Annotated in this window: 18 protein-coding genes; 3 read left to right on the forward strand and 15 right to left on the reverse strand. The window is 67.5% G+C overall.

Annotated elements, in window-relative coordinates; translation table 11 throughout:
* Positions 1 to 12: 12 nt before the first annotated feature.
* The 11 genes from LXN00_RS09970 to LXN00_RS10020 form a co-directional block, all read right to left on the reverse strand.
* Positions 13 to 501 (reverse strand): hypothetical protein, encoded by a 489-nt coding sequence (locus LXN00_RS09970; protein WP_234507834.1) that lies wholly within the window; start codon positions 499 to 501, stop codon positions 13 to 15.
* 88 nt (positions 502 to 589) lie between these two features.
* Entirely contained in the window at positions 590 to 1,588 is a 999-nt protein-coding gene (gene fni / locus LXN00_RS09975) for a type 2 isopentenyl-diphosphate Delta-isomerase (protein ID WP_234507836.1), read from the reverse strand.
* The gene (crtI, locus tag LXN00_RS09980; protein ID WP_234507838.1) at positions 1,585 to 3,153 is read right to left on the reverse strand and encodes a phytoene desaturase family protein; all 1,569 of its coding nucleotides are present in this window, start codon (positions 3,151 to 3,153) and stop codon (positions 1,585 to 1,587) included. The genes fni and crtI overlap by 4 nt, the downstream gene beginning before the upstream one ends.
* A gap of 43 nt (positions 3,154 to 3,196) precedes the next feature.
* Positions 3,197 to 3,427 carry a type II toxin-antitoxin system PemK/MazF family toxin gene (locus LXN00_RS09985; RefSeq protein ID WP_234507840.1) on the reverse strand — a complete coding sequence of 77 codons (231 nt, stop codon included), beginning with the start codon at positions 3,425 to 3,427 and terminating at the stop codon, positions 3,197 to 3,199.
* A gap of 87 nt (positions 3,428 to 3,514) precedes the next feature.
* Positions 3,515 to 3,745, reverse strand: coding sequence for an AbrB/MazE/SpoVT family DNA-binding domain-containing protein (locus LXN00_RS09990; protein WP_234507842.1), 231 nt, complete (start codon positions 3,743 to 3,745; stop codon positions 3,515 to 3,517).
* 90 nt (positions 3,746 to 3,835) lie between these two features.
* Positions 3,836 to 4,867, reverse strand: coding sequence for a glycosyltransferase (locus tag LXN00_RS09995; RefSeq protein WP_234507844.1), 1,032 nt, complete (start codon positions 4,865 to 4,867; stop codon positions 3,836 to 3,838).
* The gene (locus LXN00_RS10000; RefSeq protein ID WP_234507846.1) at positions 4,864 to 5,523 is read right to left on the reverse strand and encodes a lysophospholipid acyltransferase family protein; all 660 of its coding nucleotides are present in this window, start codon (positions 5,521 to 5,523) and stop codon (positions 4,864 to 4,866) included. Before LXN00_RS10000 ends, LXN00_RS09995 begins: the two co-directional genes overlap by 4 nt.
* Positions 5,523 to 6,221, reverse strand: coding sequence for a lycopene cyclase domain-containing protein (locus LXN00_RS10005; RefSeq protein WP_234507848.1), 699 nt, complete (start codon positions 6,219 to 6,221; stop codon positions 5,523 to 5,525). Before LXN00_RS10005 ends, LXN00_RS10000 begins: the two co-directional genes overlap by 1 nt.
* Positions 6,218 to 7,381 (reverse strand): cytochrome P450, encoded by a 1,164-nt coding sequence (locus LXN00_RS10010; RefSeq protein ID WP_234507850.1) that lies wholly within the window; start codon positions 7,379 to 7,381, stop codon positions 6,218 to 6,220. Before LXN00_RS10010 ends, LXN00_RS10005 begins: the two co-directional genes overlap by 4 nt.
* Positions 7,382 to 7,424: 43 nt before the next feature.
* On the reverse strand, positions 7,425 to 8,681 hold the full coding sequence (gene phr, locus LXN00_RS10015; protein ID WP_234507851.1) for a deoxyribodipyrimidine photo-lyase: 1,257 nt from the start codon (positions 8,679 to 8,681) through the stop codon (positions 7,425 to 7,427).
* Positions 8,681 to 9,511, reverse strand: a complete 831-nt coding sequence (locus tag LXN00_RS10020; RefSeq protein WP_234507854.1) for a phytoene/squalene synthase family protein — start codon at positions 9,509 to 9,511, stop codon at positions 8,681 to 8,683. The genes phr and LXN00_RS10020 overlap by 1 nt, the downstream gene beginning before the upstream one ends.
* Before the next feature lie 1,206 nt (positions 9,512 to 10,717).
* On the opposite strand from LXN00_RS10020, the gene LXN00_RS10025 reads away from it, so the two are divergent.
* Genes LXN00_RS10025 through LXN00_RS10035 form a run of 3 tightly spaced genes read left to right on the forward strand, consistent with a single transcriptional unit; the run spans position 10,718 to position 13,027 of the window.
* Complete coding sequence (locus tag LXN00_RS10025) at positions 10,718 to 11,557, forward strand: MerR family transcriptional regulator (RefSeq protein WP_234507855.1); 840 nt, start codon at positions 10,718 to 10,720, stop codon at positions 11,555 to 11,557.
* Positions 11,554 to 12,141, forward strand: coding sequence for a helix-turn-helix domain-containing protein (locus LXN00_RS10030; protein ID WP_234507857.1), 588 nt, complete (start codon positions 11,554 to 11,556; stop codon positions 12,139 to 12,141). Before LXN00_RS10025 ends, LXN00_RS10030 begins: the two co-directional genes overlap by 4 nt.
* A gap of 1 nt (position 12,142) precedes the next feature.
* Complete coding sequence (locus LXN00_RS10035) at positions 12,143 to 13,027, forward strand: complex I NDUFA9 subunit family protein (RefSeq protein WP_234507861.1); 885 nt, start codon at positions 12,143 to 12,145, stop codon at positions 13,025 to 13,027.
* A 15-nt stretch (positions 13,028 to 13,042) separates the two neighbouring features.
* Here the strand turns inward: LXN00_RS10035 and LXN00_RS10040 are convergent, their stop codons facing one another.
* Genes LXN00_RS10040 through LXN00_RS10055 form a run of 4 tightly spaced genes read right to left on the reverse strand, consistent with a single transcriptional unit; the run spans position 13,043 to position 17,131 of the window.
* Entirely contained in the window at positions 13,043 to 13,768 is a 726-nt protein-coding gene (locus tag LXN00_RS10040) for an MIP/aquaporin family protein (protein ID WP_234507863.1), read from the reverse strand.
* A gap of 23 nt (positions 13,769 to 13,791) precedes the next feature.
* Positions 13,792 to 14,721 carry an ABC transporter ATP-binding protein gene (locus LXN00_RS10045; RefSeq protein WP_234507865.1) on the reverse strand — a complete coding sequence of 310 codons (930 nt, stop codon included), beginning with the start codon at positions 14,719 to 14,721 and terminating at the stop codon, positions 13,792 to 13,794.
* Positions 14,715 to 16,172, reverse strand: coding sequence for an ABC transporter permease (locus LXN00_RS10050; protein ID WP_234507868.1), 1,458 nt, complete (start codon positions 16,170 to 16,172; stop codon positions 14,715 to 14,717). The genes LXN00_RS10045 and LXN00_RS10050 overlap by 7 nt, the downstream gene beginning before the upstream one ends.
* Positions 16,169 to 17,131: an extracellular solute-binding protein gene (locus LXN00_RS10055; protein WP_234507870.1), complete on the reverse strand. Its 963-nt coding sequence runs from the start codon at positions 17,129 to 17,131 to the stop codon at positions 16,169 to 16,171. Before LXN00_RS10055 ends, LXN00_RS10050 begins: the two co-directional genes overlap by 4 nt.
* Between the last annotated feature and the right edge of the window lie 2 nt (positions 17,132 to 17,133).

Here is a 17,133-nt window from a genome sequence, read left to right on the forward strand (position 1 = left end):
GTTAAACCTCCTTCACTTGACCGCGGTGCGCATGGACACCTGAACCTTTGCGCCTTTGGGTAGCTCGGGTAGGAGCCACCGCACGTGCGTGTACTCTTCTGGCCTCACTTCCACCTCCTTTTCCACCTCCTTGCCGTTTTCCACCACCCGGACCCGCTTCTTCAGGGGTGGGAAGCCGAAGGTCTTGCCCCCGTCAAAGCTGAACTCCGGGCGGATGGTGGACCCGTTCAGGGCGAGGGGCCTGGCGCTCCCGTCCAGGTAGTAGGTCTCCTTGGGGACAGGGATGACCAGGGCCACCTGGCGCAAAGGGCCTTGGGAGCGGTTCTCCGCCGCCAAGCGCCACTCCAGGACGTCCCCGGGTTTGACGGCCACGGGGTTTTCCTCGTAGACCTCCTTGCCTTCCACTACCCGTACCATGTAGGGCCGCAGGTCCAGGCTGAGGGCCTGAGCGAGGGCTATCAGGAGGGCCAGGAAACCGAGCCAGATCCAGGGTCGCCGCATATACCACCCCCGTACGGCAGGGTAGGGGGTCCATGTGAAAGACTTGTGAAAGGGGGGAAGAAACCTCCCCGCCCTTTTGGGGATGCTCCTAGAGGGTAGCTATCCGACCCTTGGCTTCCCCAGGCCGCCTCGCCCCGATGGCGAAGAGGGCCATGCGCATCTCGCCCAGGTAGTCCCCAATCCAGCGCGCCACCGCCTCCTTGCCCTCGAGGGCAGGCCTCAGGAGGGGCCTAGCGACCGCCACCAGGTCCGCCCCCAAAGCCAAGGCCTTCACGGCGTCCGTCCCGGTGTAGACCCCGCCCGAGGCGATGAGGGGAATATCCGGCAGGACCTCCCGGACCTCCAGGATGGCCTGGGCCGTGGGGATGCCGATCTCGCAGAGCTCGGGGTGGCGCACCTCGCCGAAGCGCACCCACTCCTCCACCCGGGCCCAGCTCGTCCCCCCGGCCCCCGCCACGTCCACCGCCGCCAGGGGGAGGCCCCTTAGGGCCAGGGCCGCCTCCCGGGAAAGGCCGTGCCCCACCTCCTTGATGAGGACGGGGAAGGGAAGGGGGAGGAGGCCGGCTAGGCGGTCCAGGAGGCCGCTAAAGTCCGTGTCCCCCCTCTGCACCGCCTCTTGGAGGGGGTTGACGTGGAGGGCCAGGGCGTCCGCCTCGAGGAGCTCCACGAGGCGGATGAGGTCGTCCCGCCCGTAGCGGCGGAGTTGCGCCAGGCCCAGGTTGGCGATGAGGAGGACCTTGGGGGCTACCCGGCGCACGCGGAAGCTGGGCAGGGCCTCGGGCCTTTCCAGGAGGATGCGCCCCGAGCCCAGCATCATGCCCACCCCCAGGGCCTCCGCCGCCTCCGCCAGGGCCAGGTTGATCCTCTCCCCGTTTTCCTCCCCCCCGGTCATGGCCCCGATGAGGAAGGGAGCCTGCAAGACCTTGCCCAGGAAGGGGGTGGTGAGGTCCACCTCGGAGAGGGCGAGCCCCGCCAGGGCCTGGTAGCGGAGGCGGAAGCGCTCTAGGCCCGTGGTGGTCTTTTGGAAGGCCACGTCCCCCTCCAGGCAGGCCTGGAGGTGCTTCCGCTTCCTCTCCAGGGTGCTCACACCCGGGCCTCCAGGAGGCCTTTAGGGGCCCTTTCCAGCCCCAGGTCGTGGGCGATGAGCCTTGCCGTCATCTTGGCGGACATGAGGACGCTGGGCAGGCCGGCCCCGGGCTGGTAGCTCTGGCCCACCAAGTAGAGCCCCCTCACGTCCTCCGAGCGGTTATGGGGCCTAAAGCTCGCCGTCTGCCAGAGCACGGGCTCGGGGCCGAAGGCGTTCCCCAGGTGGCTATTCAGGGTCCACTGGAAGTAGTCTGGGGTGACGAAGTGGGTGTAGACCAGCCGGTCCATGAGCCCGGGGAGGAAGCCCTCCTCGTCCAGGTAGCGCAGGGTCTTTTCCAAGTAGCTCGGGCCCAGTTCCCGCCAGTCCAGGCCGCTCCCGTTGTGGGGGACGGGCACCAGGGTGTAGGCGGCGTGGTGGCCTGGGGGGGCCAGGGAGGGGTCGGTGAGGGTGGGGAGGTGGAGGTAGTGGGCGAAGTCCTCGGGGAGCACCTTGCGGAGAAAGATGTCCTTGAGAAGGCCCTCGTAGCGCTCGCTGAGGAGGACGTTGTGGTGCCTGAGCTTTTCCCCTTCGTCCCCCCTCGCCCGGAAGCCGAAGTAGGCCACGAAGAGGCTCATGGAGAGCCGGGTGCGCTTTAGCCGCCAGTCCCCGTGGAGGCGCCGATCCTCGGGGGCTAAGAGTTCGCCGTAGGTGTGCACGTAGTCGGCGTTGGACACCACGAGGTCGGCGTCTATCCTTTCGCCGCCCTCGAGGACCACCCCCACCGCCCGCCCCTTCCGGGTGAGGATGCGGCGCACGGGGGCTTGGTAGCGGACCCTACCCCCGAGCTCCTCCAGCTTCCGCACCATCCCTCGCACCAGGGCCCCTGTCCCCCCCAGGGCGAAGTGCACCCCCCAGGTGCGCTCCACGAAGTGGATCATGGCGTAGATGGCGGGCACCGAGAGGGGGTTTCCCCCGATGAGGAGGCTCTCAAAGGAGAAGACCCGCCGCATCTTGGGGTTTCGGAAGTACTTCTTGACGAAGGAGAAGAGGGGACGCACGGCGTCCAACCGGAGGAGGTCCGGGGCCACCCGGAGGAGGTCCAGGAGGCTTCCAAAGTGGGTGAAGCCGAGCTCCAGGAAGCCCCTCTGGAAGATGGCCTTGGCGTCCCGCTCAAAGCGGAGGTAGCCCTCGAGGTCCTCGGGGGCCAGGCGCCGGATCTCCGAGAGGAGGTGCTCCCGGTCGTCCTTGTAGTCAAAGTGGGTCCCGTCGGGGAAGTGGATGCGGTAAAAAGGGTCCAGGGGGGCGAGCTTCACGTAGCGCTCCGTGGCCTTAAGGCCCTCCTCCTCGGGGAAATCGGGGTAGAGGCGGGGGTTGCCGGGGCCCGTGGCGAAGAGGTCCTCCAGGAAAGGGGGCACGGTGATCACCGTGGGCCCCATGTCAAAGGTGAAGCCCTCCGCCCGGTGCACCCGGGCCCGGCCTCCAGGACCGTCCAGCTTTTCCAGGACGAGCACCTCTAGACCCATGGCGGCGAGGCGGATGGCGCAGGCCAGACCCCCCACCCCGCTACCGATAACCACGGCGCGCATGGGAGGAGCTTACCCCATGGGAAGGGGAGGATTGCGGGGCGGGCTACAGGCCAAGGAGACGGCGTAGGCGTAGCTCCACCTGGAGGGCATCCTCCGGGGCCAGCTTGCCTAGAGCGCCCCGCACCAGGCCGTGGTCCAGGGTGAAGAGCTTAAAGCGGACCACCGAGGGAACCGGCAAGCCCGCCGCTTCTAGGTCTTGGATGGGCCAGTCTAGGGGCCATGGGGCGTGGCGCTTGCTGGTGATCATCGCCATGACCGAGGCGTTTGGAACCATCCAGGTTGGGACAGCACCAAAGCCGGCCGATGTTTGGCCCTTCTCTGATCGGTAAACGGGAAGGGGACCCGGACCACCGTGTAGCGTTCAAAGGTCACGATAGGCTTCCTCGTCCTCGGGGCTAGCCCACTCGCTAAGGGTGGCCTCCAGGGACCTGAGGTAAGCCAGGTCCGAAGGAGAAAGCTTGCGTAGACGAAGAGAGCCGTCCGCTTCCAGCTCCATAAGGAGCAGATCCCCTGGTTTTAGGCCCAAGGCCTGCCGCAGGGTTTTGGGTATCGTGGCCTGGCCCTTGGAGGAGATCCGCGCGATGACTGCCATGGCTCCATGGTAGCAGGAAGCGGTATTTCTGGGCGGTGAACCCCTCACGCCGCCCGATGGGGTTGCCTTGCCGCCCTTTATCCCCTCCTCCTAGGGCAAGACCCGCCCCTTCCACCGCTTCCCCGGCAGGAGAGCCCGGAGGTAGGCGGGGAGGAGGAGGAGGGGGGCCAGGGGGGCGAGGAGGGCGGCGAGGAGGGGGCCCTTGGTGGCCGCCTGGACCAGGGTCCTTTCCAGAAGCCCTAAAAGGCCAAGCTCAATGCGCCCAAAGGCCCAGGGAAGGGTGTAAAGGGCCAGGTGGTAGAACCAGGACCCGAGGAGGATGGCGGGGTTTTTCAGGTGGATTTCCAGGAAGTTCTTGCCAAACCCCGCCACCACCTCCCCGTAGCCCCGGTACATCCGGGCGGAGAAGAGCTCCACCCCCAGGAAGAGCCCGTAGCGCCTCGCCCTCCGGGCCAGGGCCACGTCCTCCAGGACCTCGGCCCGCACCCCTTCATGCCCCCCAAGGGCGAAGTAGGCCTCCCGGCGGAAGGCCAGGACCTGGCCGTTCGCCACCCGCAGGGCCTCGAGCCCGGGGTGGGGCAGGAAGGAGAAGAGCCCCCCCATGACGAAGGGTACCGTGGCGAGGACTAGGGGGTTTTGCCCGGCCTCCTGCCGGGGCAGGGCCGAGACCGCCTCCCGCCCCTCGAGGGCGGCGAGGAGCCCCCCCAGGGCTCCTTCCTCCCAGCGCACGTCGGCATCGGTGAAGACCAGGACCTCCCCCCGCGCCGCCTGGGCCAGTTGCCAGCAGGCCCAGTTCTTCCCCGTCCAGCCCGGGGGCGGGGGCTCCCCCTGGAGGAGGCGGAAGCCCAGGCGGTCCCCGGCTAGGGCCAGGGCCACCTCCGCCGTGCCGTCCTCGGAGCCGTCGTCCAAGACCAGGACCTCGAGGGCCCCCTGCCGGAGGAGGGCGGGGAGGGTGCGCCTTAGGTTTTCCGCCTCGTTCCGGGCCGGGACCAGGAGGGAGGCGGTGGGCCTTTTGGGGGTGGGCCTGGGGGAAAGCCTGGGGAAGGCAAGGAGGTTGTAGACGAGGGCAAGCCACCTCAGGAGGAGGAAGAGGAAGACCCCGAAGAAGAAGTCCCCCGTCATCGCCTTAGGGCCTCCACCAGGGGGCGCACCCGCTCCTCCAGGCTCCTTCTCCCCCTCAAGACCTCCCGGAAGCCCTCCGGCACCGCCCGGGGGTGCGTACTGGCCAGGATCCCGTCCAGCTCCGCCAAAAGCCCGCCCAAGGCCCCTGGGAGGTCCCCTTCCGGGGGCAAGGGGCTTCCCACGAGGAGGAAGGCCTCGGGGTGCTCAAACCCCCTCAAGGCCACCCGGGCGGCCACGGGGAGGAGCCGCACCCCCGCCTTCCGGGCAAGCCATGCGGCCCCTGGGCGCAAGGGGCCCAGGGGCCCGGGATAGCGCAGGGCCCCCTCGGGGAAGACCCCCACCCACGCCCCCTGCCCAAGCCGCCTTAGGGCCTCCCGCACCCGGCCCGCCGGAAGGGCCCCCGCCAGGGCCAGAACAGGGAAGGCCTTCAGGTTCTCCTCCGCCACCAGGAGGCTTGTGGGCCTCCCCCCAAGCCTTCCCAGGAGCCAGACCAGGTGCCCGTCAAAGAAGCTGTGGTGGTTCATGGCCAGGACCAGGGGCTCCTCGGGGAGGTGCCCCTTCAGGTACACCCCCCGGAGGCTTCCCTTGAGGCTCAGGAGGAGGAAGCCTTCCACGAAGGCCTTGAGGAGCCGGGCGAAGGGGCGCTCGGGGTCCATCACCGTAGGCGCCTCAGGGCCTCGGGGTGCCAGGCCAGGAGGAGGCCCTGCACCACCGCCAGGTTGGTGGCGAGGAAGAAGACCATCTCCTCCAAGGGGAGGCCGAAGGCCTTGGGCCCCAGGGTGTACTCGGGGGCGATCCACCAGATGCCGGCCCGGATGGCGTAGAGGTCGGCGAGCCAAAGGTAGAGGGTGGGGAGGCCCACCCCAAGGAGGAGGGCCCGCCGCCACCCGAAGAGGAGGTCCCCCCCAAAGGCCCACTGCAGGAGGAAGACGGGGGCGAAGTAGGCCAGGATGAGGCCTAGGTACAGGGCCTTCCCCCCAAGGGCGAGGAGGAGGACGCCGAGGGCCGTAAGGAGGAGAAAGGCCCCGCCCCCTACTACCCGGAAGACCCCCGGCCCCGGGGGTGGGGGAGGCCCGGCCACCCGGAGGAGGAAGGCCCCGGTGAGGAGGGGCTGGAGGACGAAGAAGAGGTACTCCTCCAGGGGCACGTACCCGATCCGAAGGAGGACCCGCCCCTCGGGGTAGCCCCACACCCCCCGCCAGACCAGGTAGTTGTCCCAAGGGGTGGTGTAGAGGAGGGCGATTGCGGGCAGGAGGAGGTAGGCCCATAGCCTGGGCGGCCTGGGCCTCGCCCCAAGGAGGAGAAGGAGGAGGGGGGGCAGGATGAAGACCAGGTGGAACTCCAGGTAGGTCATGCCGCCTCCAGGCGGGCGGGAAGCCCTCCCTCGGGCCAGAGGGTCACCCCGGCGTGGACCCGGGGCTTGGGAAGGGGGCCTAGGCGGAAGCGGCGGAAGAAGACCCCTAGCGTCACCTCCCCCTCCAGGAGGGCGAAGTCCCGCCCCAGGCAGAGCCTTTGCCCAAAGCCAAAGGGGAAGTAGCGGCCGCTTGGGGTGCCTGGGGTTTCCAGGAAGCGGCCAGGCCGGAAGGCTTCCCCCTCGGGGAAGTGGAGGCGGTGGGTCACGTAGGGGGAGAGGACCACCGTGGTCCCCGCCTCCACCCTTTCCCCCAAGAGGTCTAAGGGAGCTTCCGCCTTGCGGGTGAGGACCCAGGCGGGGGGGTAGAGCCTAAGGGCCTCCTGGAAGGCGGAGAGGGCAAAGGCGGGGTCCTCCGCCACCCGGGCCTGGTCCGAGGGGTGTTGCGAGAGGAGGTAGAGGGCCCAGGTGAGGGCGCTGGCCGTGGTCTCGTGCCCGGCGATGAGGAGGGTCTTGGCCTCCGCCAGGGCCCTCTCCCGGGGCAGGCGGGCGAGGGGAGGGTGTTGGATGAGCCCTTCCGCCTCCCGCTCCAGGGCCCGCTTGTGCCGGAGGAAGGCCCCTTCCACCAGGAGGTTAAGCCGGGTAAAGGGGTTTCGCATCCTGGCCACCACCCGCTCCAGGGCCCGCAGGGCGGCCTCCGCCAGGGTTTCCGGCAGGGGCCTATCCCAAAGGGCCCTTCCCAGAAGGCGCAGGGAGAGGGATAGCATCTCCCGGGCCAGGTCCCGCATCTCCCCCGGCCGCCAGCGGGCGAAGAAGGCTTCCGCCTCCTCCTGAAAGAGGGGGGCGTAGGCCCGGACCGCCCTGGGGAGGAAGGGGTCTTTCAGGGTTTTCCGGGCCTCCTTCCAGGAAGGGCCGAAGTCCGCGAGGAGGCCCTGCCCCGTGAGGCGGGCGAGCTCCCGGTACTGGAAGGTGGCCTTGCTCTCCAGGCCCAGGAGGACCGCCTCTACCCCCTCGGGGTCAAAGACCAGGTGGAGGGGCATGCCGGGGAGGGGAAGCCTTAGGCGGGGGTGCCGCTCCCCCCAGGCGAGGAGGGTTTCCAGGGGGTCGTCCCGGAGGCGCCTTAGGTCGGGGAGGGCCTCCTTCAGGTCCAAGGTGGCGGTCATGGTTAGAGAATACCCGGGGAAGGGGGGCCTTCTCCCGCCTGGGCTACCCTTTCGCCAAGGCCTGGGCCAAGGAGAGGTAGCGGCGCCTGGCCGCCACAAGGTCCACCACGGGGTCCTTGGGCTCGTAGGAGGCGTACTCGGGGGCGAAGCGGCGGAGCCAAGCCCCCTCGGGGTCGTGCCGCTTTCCCTGTTCCACCAGGTTGAAGACCCGGAAGTAGGGGGCGGCGTCCACCCCAAGCCCCCCGGCCCACTGCCAGCCCTGGAGGTTTTGGGCCGTGTCCCCGTCCAGGAGGAGGGCCTTGAAGGCGGCCTCCGCCTTCCGCCAGGGGAGGAGGAGGTACTTCACGGCAAACTGGGCCACGCACATCCGGGCCCGATTGGAGAGGAAGCCCGTGGCCCTGAGTTCCCGCATGGCGGCGTCCACCAGGGGGACGCCCGTCCGTCCCTCTAGCCAGGCGGCAAAGAGCGCCTCGTCCTCGTTCCAGGGGAGGGCCTCCCACCGGGAGTCTAGGGCCCTTTCCCGCATCTCGGGGAAGTGGTAGAGGAGGTGGTAGGAGAAGTCCCGCCAAAGGAGCTCGTCCACCCACTTCTCCGCCCCCCTTCCCCCCCGCCTTAGGGCCTCCCAGGCGGCGAGGCGGGGGGAGAGGACCCCCAGGGTGAAGTAGGGGGAGAGCCTCGAGCCTCCTTCCCCGTCCAGCCGGTCCCGCTCCTCGGCGTAGCGGGGAAGCTTTTCCTCCAAGAAGGCCTGGAGCCGGCCAAGGGCCGCCTCTTCCCCGGGCTCGGGAAGGGGCACGTTGGGGGTTTCCCTGGGGAGGTCCCCCTCCTCCGGGGCCTTTGGCAGGGCCTCGGGGGCGGGCAGGGGAAGGCCCACCCCTTGGAAGTGCCGCCGGAAGGGGGTGTAGACCCGGTAACCCCGGGGAAGGTCGGGGGGGATGAGGTGGGGAGCGGGGAGGAGGTGAAGGGGAACGCCTAAGGCCTCCCGCACCCGCTCGTCCCGGTGGCGGCCGTAGGGGGTGTAGCTCTTTAGGGCGTAGACCGCCTGCGCCCGGAGCGCCCTCGCCGCCTCGGGCACCCTCTCCCAAGGGGGGCCTTCCAGGACCCAAAGCGCCCCGCCCCGCCTCCGGTAGGCCTCCCGCAGGGCCCGGACGTTTTCCAGAAACCAGGCCCGGCGCCGAGGGGTGGTCTTGAGGTTGTTGGGGTCCAGGACCACGAGGCCCACCACGGGGCCTTCCTCCAGGGCCTTCAGGAGGGCCGGGTGGTCGTGCAGGCGGAGGTCCGCCCGGTGCCAGACGAGGCGCATCACTCCGCCATGCGGGCCAGGCGGTAGGCCTGGGGGATGAGCCAAAGCCTTTCCCAGGGCTTCAGGTGGGCCCGCCTGGCCAGGTTCTCGTAACCCATGAGCCTGAGTTTATCCAAAATTCCCTGGTACTGCAGGGCGGCGAGGGCGATGGCCGCTTTGCCCACCCGGAGCCGGGGGATGCCCTTTAGGCCCTCCCGGTAGAGGGCGCGGGCCTGGGCCTCGAGGTAGGCCATGAGGGCCCGGTAGCCTGGGGTGGCCCTACCGGCGTGGAGGTCCTCCACCCGCACCCCATACCGGGCGAGAAGGTCTTCGGGCAGGTAGACCCGGTTCCTTGCGAGGTCCTCCCCCACGTCCCGGAGGATGTTGGTGAGCTGCATGGCCTGCCCTAGGGCGATGGCCTCCTCTTCGGCCCTTTCCCCTCCCGCCACCGCCAGGATCATCCGCCCCACGGTGCCCCCCACCTGGTAGCAGTAGCGGAGGAGCTCCGCCTCCGTTTTCAGGCGCACGGGGCCCAGGTCGGTGAGAAAGCCCTCCTTCATATGGCGGAAAGCTTCAAAGGGTATGGGCCAGCGCTCCAGGGCCCAGGCGAGGCCCACCTCCCAGTCCCTCCGGGGCCTCCCCTCGTAGGCCCGCTCCACCCCATCCCACCAGGCGGAAAGGGCCTCCCACCCGCCCCCGGGGCCGTCCACCGCCTCGTCCCCCAGGCGGCAGGCGGCGTAGACGGCCCAGGCCCCCTTCCGCTCCACCGGGGGAAAGAGGAGGCTTCCCAAATAGAAGGTGGAGGAGTGGATGCGGACGAGGCTCGCTAGGCGTTTCCAATCGGGTTCCATACGAAACCTTACCTTAGTTTACAAGAAGGACAGGACGTTTGTCCCTGCCACACTTTAGGGAGTAAGGTTTGGGCGGAACTTGGGGAGAGGGCCAGTCTCCATGCTTGCTCACCCTTGTATTGTTTCTTTGCTACGATGAAAGCCAAGCTCTTGTTTGGCGAGAAGAAAATAGGGCTAAAAGGCGCTAATGGAAATAGCGGGTTCCCTGTCTCCGATCTGCCTCGTGGGTTTTGAAAAACTTATCCCGGTGGATGACCACCGGGAGCTCAACTGGTTGGGTATTTGGCAAAGAGCTAGAAGGGTTGAAGGCTAGTACATGCTTCGTTGGCGTCTGTGCCGCAGTAGCGAACAGGCACGTTCCGAAGTTCCAAAAATCCTCCACTTACCTTAAAGCGAACCATCTGGACTTGTTCCGGGCGATAGCTAAGCTTTGACAAGCCGCCTTCTACGAACATAACGCCTACGCGGGTTGTGGTGTGGGCCGGAACAGTAAGGTCTACCGTAGCGTTATAGTCATATAATGTTTGTCCCAGGACCACTCTTGTTCCCATGTACCTCGCTCCCACATCGCTAATTACGAAAGACTCTCTAGGGTCAACCCGTAGTGTGATATCCGTATCTGTTTCGTTGGCGCGAGCTAGGTGACAAACTAATCCGTCCGACCATCCCTGGTAAAATAAACAATACCCTTCCTTCGCAGCTAGCTGAAGCGATCCAGGGACCACCACTCCACGGAAGCGAGCGTCCCCCACCTGGATCATGGCGAACAGAGCGGAGGGAGTATTCACCCCCCGGAAGGTGAGCTTCAAAGTCGCCTTCCCTTTAGGGGCGAGCTTGAGCGAACTGGCAGAGGCCTGCCCCAGGTAGAGCCACCCGGAAGCGGTCAAAGCTTGGACAGAGTTGGCGTTAATGCTAAGAGTGATCGTCTTGTCCTGCGGGTTCTGCACCTCTACGGTGCAGGTCAGAACATCCCCACTCAAATTACATGCTTGCAGGGTGAGGTTTAGGCCCGCCACGACCGCTTTGTTTGAAGGGGGCTGTTGGGCTACACCCGTAGCTAAGAGTGCGGCAGAGAGCCAAACCAATAGCCTGGCGTTTAGCTTCATTGCCATACCTCCTAACTTAAGAGACTAAGCTTAACCCAGCTTTGTTGTCAAACCTAGACGACAACTTGACAAAGCCTAGACACCCTGCTACCCTAAGGGCATGACCCGAAGCGGGGCGTACACCATCGCCGAGGTGGAGGCCCTCACCGGTCTTTCGGCCCACGTCCTCCGCCAATGGGAGCGCCGCTACGGCTTTCCCCGGCCCGAGCGCACCCCCGGGGGGCACCGCCTCTACCGGGAGGAGGAGGTGGAGGCCCTAAAGCGCGTCCGCCGCCTCCTGGAGGAAGGGGCTACCCCGCAGGCAGCCATCCGCCGGGTCCTTGCGGAGCAGACCAGGCCGGAGTCCCTGGCCGAGGAGATGAAAGGGCTCCTCCTCGCCGCCGAGCTTGCGGGGGCGGAGGCCCTGTTCCGGCGGGCGGTGCGCCTTTTGGGGCCAGAAGGCGCGGCGCGGGAGGTGGTCCTGCCGGTCCTACGGGAGATCGGGGACGCCTGGCACCGGGGGGAGGTGTCCGTGGCCCAGGAACACCTGGCCTCCACCTTCCTCCGGGCCCGGCTCCAGGAGCTTCTGGACCTCACGGGCCACCCCAAGGGCGCCCCCATCCTGGTCACCACGCCCCCCGGGGAGCGGCACGAGATCGGGGCCATGCTGGCCGCCTATCACCTCCGCCGCCAGGGGCTTCCCGCCCTCTACCTGGGGCCCGACACCCCGCTACCCGACCTCAGGGCCCTGGCCCAGGGCCTGGGGGCCCGGGGGGTGGTGCTCTCCGCCCTTCTCGCCGAAAGCCTCAGGGCCCTACCGGATGGGGCCTTGGGGGGCCTGGCCCCCCGGGTGGTCCTGGGGGGCGTCGGGGCCACGGCGGAGGAGGCCAGGCGGCTTGGCGCGCTTTATGTGGAAGACCTGGGGAGACTCCCCCAGGTGTTTTGGGAGGAGGCAGCATGAAGCGGATTGGACGCAAGCAGGTCATCTACCTGGCGGGGGACCCCGCCCACACCCTTTACCGGTTGGAGTCGGGCTTGGTGCGCATCGTGGAGCTCCTACCCGATGGGCGCACCCTGACCCTCAGGCACGTGCTCCCCGGGGACTACTTCGGGGAGGAGGCCTTGGAGGGGAAGCGGCACCGGTACGCTGCCGAGGCCATGACGGAGGCGGTGGTGCAGGGGTTTGACCCTAGGGCTATGGACCACGAGGCCCTCCACCAGGTGGCCCGGAACCTGGCGCGGCAGATGCGGCGGGTCCTGGCCTACGAAACCCACCTGCAGACGGGGGAGCTACGGGCCAGGATTGCCCGCTACCTCCTCTTCCTCGCCGACACCCCCGCCTCCTTCCGGGACGAGGGGGGGCTTTACGTGACCGTCTCCCACGAGGAGATTGCCGACGCCACCGCCTCCACCCGGGAGTCGGTGTCCAAGCTCCTCTCTGACCTGCGCCGGGAGGGGCTCATCGCCACCGCTTACCGCAAGGTCTACCTGTTGGACCTGGAGGCCCTCGAGGCGGAGGCCCAAGGGGTCTTGGAAGCGGCCTAGAATGCGGGTTTTTATTGTCGGCGGCACGGGTTTCGTGGGGCGGCACGTGGTGCGCCGCCTCCTGGAGGGGGGGCACACCCCCATCGTCCTCGCCCGGTCTTCCCGCCATCTCCCCCAAGGGACGGTCTTCGTGGCGGGGGATATCGCCCGGGAGGTGCCGGACCTCCAGGGGGCGGAGGCCGCCATCTACCTGGCGGGCATCATCCGGGAACGGGGCCAGTCCTTTCGGGCGGTGCACGTGGAGGGGGTGAAAAACCTCCTCACCGCCATGCGCGAGGCCGGCGTGGAGCGGCTTCTCCACATGTCCGCCCTGGGGGCCAGGCGGGGCACGGGGAGCCGCTATTACGAGACCAAGGCGGAGGCGGAGGAGCTCGTCCGCCAAAGCGGCCTCAAGTGGACCATCTTCCGCCCAAGCCTCATCTTCGGCCCGGGGGACGAGTTCTTCGGGAAGATCCTCCGGGGCCTCGTGTGCGCCCCCCTGCCCTTCGTGCCCCTCATCGGGGATGGGCGTTTCCCCTTCCGGCCCGTGTACGTGGGGGACGTGGCGGAGGCTTTTGCCCGGGCCCTCGAGGGGGAGGTCTTGGGCACCCTTGACCTGGTGGGGCCCAAGGAGTACACCTTCCGGGAGCTTTTGGAGCTCGTCATGGCCACGGTAGGCCGTAAAAAGCCCTTTCTGCCCATCCCCTTGCCCCTCGTGGACCTCCTGGTGCCCCTCCTTTCCCCCTTGCCCTTCGCCCCCATCACCCGCGACCAGTACCTCATGCTCAAAGGGGGGAACACCGCACCCCTGGCCCAACCGCTAAGGGACCTCCTGCCCACCCTGACGCCCCTGGAGGAGGTCCTGCCCAGCTACTTGGCCTGTTCCCAAAACCCCGCCAGGGCCTAGCGCCGCAGGGATCCGTTACGCCCGGTGGTAGCGGTGGAGCGCCACGGCGAGGAAGGCCCCGAGGACCGGGCCAAGGGCCGGTACCCAGGCGTAAGGGCTCGCCGCCCCCTCCACACCAAGGAGCCAGGCGAGGAGCCTGGGGGAGAGGTCCCGGGCGGGGTTCAGGGCGAAGCCCCCAGGCCCCCCGAGCCCATAGCCCACCGCCGCCACGGTGAGGGCGAGCCAGAGGGGGAGGAGGCGCCCGTCCCGTCCGGCAAAGAGGATCACCGCCATGAGGGCAAAGGTGCCGAGGACCTCGGCCACCATGGGCCCTGACCAGCCGTAGAGGGCCTCGGGGGCGGTGCGGAGGAAGCCCGGCCCCGTGCTAAACACGTTGGGAAGGCCCCGGGCTAAAAGGCCATCCCGGTAGGCCAGGTAGGCTCCCAAAGCCCCCAGGAAGCCTCCCAGAAACTGGGCCAGGAGGTAGGTGGGCACGAGGCGCCAGGGGAAGAGACCCCCCAGGGCCAATCCCAGGGTCACGGCGGGGTTCAGGTGGGCCCCGGAGAGCTCCCGGCTCGCCAAAACGCCCACCAGCACCGCAAGCCCCGAGCCCAGGGCCACGGCGTCGTACCCGTAGGCCCCTGGGGACAGGCGGGGCTCGAGGACGGCGTTGGCGGCGCTCCCCACCGTGAGGAGCACCAGGAGGAAGGTGCCCAGCAACTCGCCCAAGAAAGCCCTCTGCCTCAGGATTTGGCCTTTCATTGGACACCCCCAATCCTCCTTGCCTAGCCCGCCGGGTGGGGAAGGGTCGTGGGGGAAAAGCACAGGAGGGGCTCTATCCTTATCCTAACCCGCTCTCCGGGGCTCCCCTCCCAGCGGACCCAGGCCTCTCCCCCGGGCAGGCGCACCCGGCAGAGGACGTCCCCTCGCAGATCCCGGCGTTCCAGCACCACACCCTCCCACTCCCCACCCGGGCGCACCCACTCGTGGCGGAAGGCGAGGACACCCCCTTCGGTGGCGAGGAGGTTGGCCCGTCCGAAGGCGAGGAAGGCCTCCAAGGAGTTGGGGTGGCGGTACACCTCCTGGGGGCTGCCCACCTGGAGGAGCCGGCCTCTGGCCAACACCCCTACACGGTCGGCCAGGAGCATGGCCTCGTCCGGATCGTGGGTGACGTGGATGGCGGTTATTCCCATCTCCTTGAGGAGGGTTCGGACCTCGAGGCGCAACCCCTCCCTAAGGACCGGGTCCAGGGCGCTGTAGGGCTCGTCCAGCAGGATGACCCGGGGCTTGCGGGCGAGGGCCCGGGCCAGGGCCACCCGTTGCCGTTGCCCTCCGGAGAGCTGGTGGGGCCGTTTATGGGCGTGCTCCAAGAGGCCCACCTGCTCCAGGAGGGTCCGGGCCTCCTTAGGGTCCGGCTTGGGCATCACCAGGAGGAGGTGCTCCAGGGCGGTGAGGTGGGGCCATAGCCCTTGGTCCTGGAACACGTAGGCCAGTTGGCGCCGCTCCGGGGGCAGGTGGGTCACATCCCTTCCCCCGATCCACACGCGGCCCCGGTCCAGCGGGATGAGGCCTGCCACCAGGTTCAGGAGGGTGGACTTGCCGCTCCCCGAGGCCCCTAGGAGTACGAACACCTCCCCCTCCTGCACCTCGAGGTCCACCCCTTCCACGCCCCCGCCCGTGGGGAAGCGCTTGCATACCCCCTCAAGCCTCACCATTTCGGCCTCCCCAAGAGGCCCAGGGCGGATAGGGCAAGGAGGATGAGCCCTAGGCTCGCTGCTTCCCGGTAAAGCCCCCCATTGAGGGCGGAGAGGACGGCCACCCCTACGGTCTCTGTCCCAGGGGCGTAGAGAAGGGAGGAGAGGGTAATCTCGGAGAAGGCCAAGGGAAAGATGAGGAAAGCCCCGGCGAAAGCGGAGGGGAGGAGAAGGGGGTACCCCACCCGAAGCCAGGCCTTTGCTGGGGAGAGCCCGTGTATCCGGCCGGCGAGGACCATCCCCTCCACCTTTACCCCTCCCTCCACGGCCCGGAGGGCCAGACTGGCGAAGTTCCAAAGGTAGGCCAGGAGGAGAAGGCCAGGGGTACCATAGAGGGGCGTAGGGGCTAGGACGAGGATGAGCCCGATACCGAGGAGGGTACCCGGCATCAGATAGGCGAGGTCCAACGCTCCCCGCAGGGGCCGAGTGGCCTTGGGAAACGGGCGAAGGAGGAGGGCGAGGCCTAGGAGTACCCCTGTGGCCACCAGGGCCAAAAGGACGGAGTTGAGGAGCCCCTGGCGGACAAGAGGGAGCTCCCAAGCGCGGGCGAAGGCGGGGTCCCAGCCCCCGGTGTAGGGGTTGAGGAGGGCTTCCCGGAGTAGGCCAAGGAGGCCAAGGCCGAGGGCCAAGAGACTGTAGGAGGCGAAGAGTAGGCGGAAGCTCCCCCGTTTCTGCGCGGGTAGGGCTTGGCGAGCCTCTAGGATAGGTGGGCGGGAAAGGAAGACCGCGGGAAGGGCTAAAAGCCCCAGCCAGAGCCCGAGGGCGGCGGCTTCGCCAATGGGGTCCTGGGCTAAAGGGCTTGTCAGGCGGGCGTAGGCCAGGGTGGGGAGGGTGTAGACCCGCTCGGGCAAGCCTAGGACTGCCGGCACGCCGAAGTTTCCGAGAAGGGCCAGGTAGAGCGCACCCCCCGTCACGAGGAGGGAGGGCAGGAGGGCGGGTAGGAAGGCGTAAAGGCGCCTCCAGCCCGTCACCCCGTGGACCCCGGCCGCTTGCAGCAGGGGTAGGGCTGCTTGGACCTGGGGCTTGAGGAGGAGGTAGGCCAAGGGCGTGTAGTGCAGGGTCCAGGCGAGCAGGATGCCCGGCACCCCATACGCCTTTAGTCCCAGCCCTTGGAGGGTAAAGAGGAGGCCCATCCCGGTGACGAACGGAGGGACCAGGTAGGAGAGGAGAAACACACCCTCCCAGAAGCGGCTCACGCCACCCATTAGGGCCAGGTAGGCCAGGGCGAGGCCCAAACCAAGCGCCAGGAGGGTTCCAGAGGCGGCGAGCCCCAAGCTAAGGATTAGCACGTCTAAGTCCTTTGGGGGAAGGAGATGGGGCAGGCCTCTAGGGAGAAGGGCGATTAAGGGCGAGGCAACGAGGAGGGTGAGGGCGAAGGGGATGGGCGGATAGAGGTGCCGGAGTAGGGTCATCTCCGCAGGCCAAAAAGGGCATTGAAGCGCTCTAGGACCTCCCGGCTAGCCTCCGACCCGCGCACGCTGGCCAGGCGTTGGGGGCTTCCTTTGGGCGGAGGAGAACCGGGAATAACGGGGTAGTAACCCCTTTCGGAGAAGATTTGCTGGCCCCGTTCGGAGAGAAGGAAGCGAAGAAATTTTTCTGCCAGGTCTGGTTTGCGGCTCCACGTGGGTATGCCGACGGGGGTAGGGGCGTAGACCGCTCCATCTTTGGGATATACGAGGGTCAGGGGGGCCCCTTCCGCCAGGAGCTGTCGGACCCCGTAATCGTTGGTGATGGCAAGCCCGTATTCGCCTCGGGCTAGCTTCTGTTGAAGTACCGGATTTGAGGCTTCTATGGCTAAGCCGTTCTCCTTAAGCTTTTGCCAAAAGGAGAATCCATAGCGCTCCGTTAGATACCCTAGCTCTACGAGGGCAGGTCCGGAGAAATTGGGATCGGCCATGACCACAAGGTTCTTGTAGCCCGGCCTTGCTAAGTCTGCCCAGGCGGTAGGGGGTGTGGGGACCCTTTTGGGGTTCACAGCGATGATGTTGTGGAGGAGCCGTACCTCATAATAGTAGCCTCCCTCGTAGACGTATTGGGGGGGTAAAGAGGGAAAGGTCGGGGTGACGCGCCGCAGAAGGCCCTTTTGCCGGAGTTCATGGAAAAGCTCGGTGCCAACGCTCCAGATGAGGTCCGGTTGGGGATTGCCCGCTTCCAGTTCGGCACGGATTTTGGCCGCCACTTCCCCTGCTCCCGAGCGAAATACCCGCACCTCCACTTGGGGATAGATTTGATTAAAACCTTTGACGATGGCCTGAACGTCGGGCAGTTGGGCTCCGGAGACATAGAGGGTTAGGGTTCCGGCATCCTGGCCCCAGGCTAGCGGTGAGGCGAGGAAGGCCAAAGACAAGCGAAAATAGCCTATTATCCTCACTT

The sequence above is a fragment of the Thermus brockianus genome, assembly GCF_021462505.1.
Classification (GTDB): Bacteria; Deinococcota; Deinococci; order Deinococcales; family Thermaceae; genus Thermus; species Thermus hydrothermalis.

Excerpts from the sequence above, each read along its gene's own strand:
- LXN00_RS09970 (WP_234507834.1), bottom strand. The coding sequence starts at position 501 with ATGCGGCGACCCTGGATCTGGCTCGGTTTCCTGGCCCTCCTGATAGCC.
- crtI (WP_234507838.1), bottom strand. The coding sequence starts at position 3,153 with ATGCGCGCCGTGGTTATCGGTAGCGGGGTGGGGGGTCTGGCCTGCGCC.
- LXN00_RS09985 (WP_234507840.1), bottom strand. The coding sequence starts at position 3,427 with ATGGTTCCAAACGCCTCGGTCATGGCGATGATCACCAGCAAGCGCCAC.
- LXN00_RS09990 (WP_234507842.1), bottom strand. The coding sequence starts at position 3,745 with ATGGCAGTCATCGCGCGGATCTCCTCCAAGGGCCAGGCCACGATACCC.
- LXN00_RS09995 (WP_234507844.1), bottom strand. The coding sequence starts at position 4,867 with ATGACGGGGGACTTCTTCTTCGGGGTCTTCCTCTTCCTCCTCCTGAGG.
- LXN00_RS10000 (WP_234507846.1), bottom strand. The coding sequence starts at position 5,523 with ATGGACCCCGAGCGCCCCTTCGCCCGGCTCCTCAAGGCCTTCGTGGAA.
- LXN00_RS10005 (WP_234507848.1), bottom strand. The coding sequence starts at position 6,221 with ATGACCTACCTGGAGTTCCACCTGGTCTTCATCCTGCCCCCCCTCCTC.
- LXN00_RS10010 (WP_234507850.1), bottom strand. The coding sequence starts at position 7,381 with ATGACCGCCACCTTGGACCTGAAGGAGGCCCTCCCCGACCTAAGGCGC.
- phr (WP_234507851.1), bottom strand. The coding sequence starts at position 8,681 with ATGCGCCTCGTCTGGCACCGGGCGGACCTCCGCCTGCACGACCACCCG.
- LXN00_RS10020 (WP_234507854.1), bottom strand. The coding sequence starts at position 9,511 with ATGGAACCCGATTGGAAACGCCTAGCGAGCCTCGTCCGCATCCACTCC.
- LXN00_RS10025 (WP_234507855.1), top strand. The coding sequence starts at position 10,718 with ATGACCCGAAGCGGGGCGTACACCATCGCCGAGGTGGAGGCCCTCACC.
- LXN00_RS10030 (WP_234507857.1), top strand. The coding sequence starts at position 11,554 with ATGAAGCGGATTGGACGCAAGCAGGTCATCTACCTGGCGGGGGACCCC.
- LXN00_RS10035 (WP_234507861.1), top strand. The coding sequence starts at position 12,143 with ATGCGGGTTTTTATTGTCGGCGGCACGGGTTTCGTGGGGCGGCACGTG.
- LXN00_RS10040 (WP_234507863.1), bottom strand. The coding sequence starts at position 13,768 with ATGAAAGGCCAAATCCTGAGGCAGAGGGCTTTCTTGGGCGAGTTGCTG.
- LXN00_RS10045 (WP_234507865.1), bottom strand. The coding sequence starts at position 14,721 with ATGGTGAGGCTTGAGGGGGTATGCAAGCGCTTCCCCACGGGCGGGGGC.
- LXN00_RS10050 (WP_234507868.1), bottom strand. The coding sequence starts at position 16,172 with ATGACCCTACTCCGGCACCTCTATCCGCCCATCCCCTTCGCCCTCACC.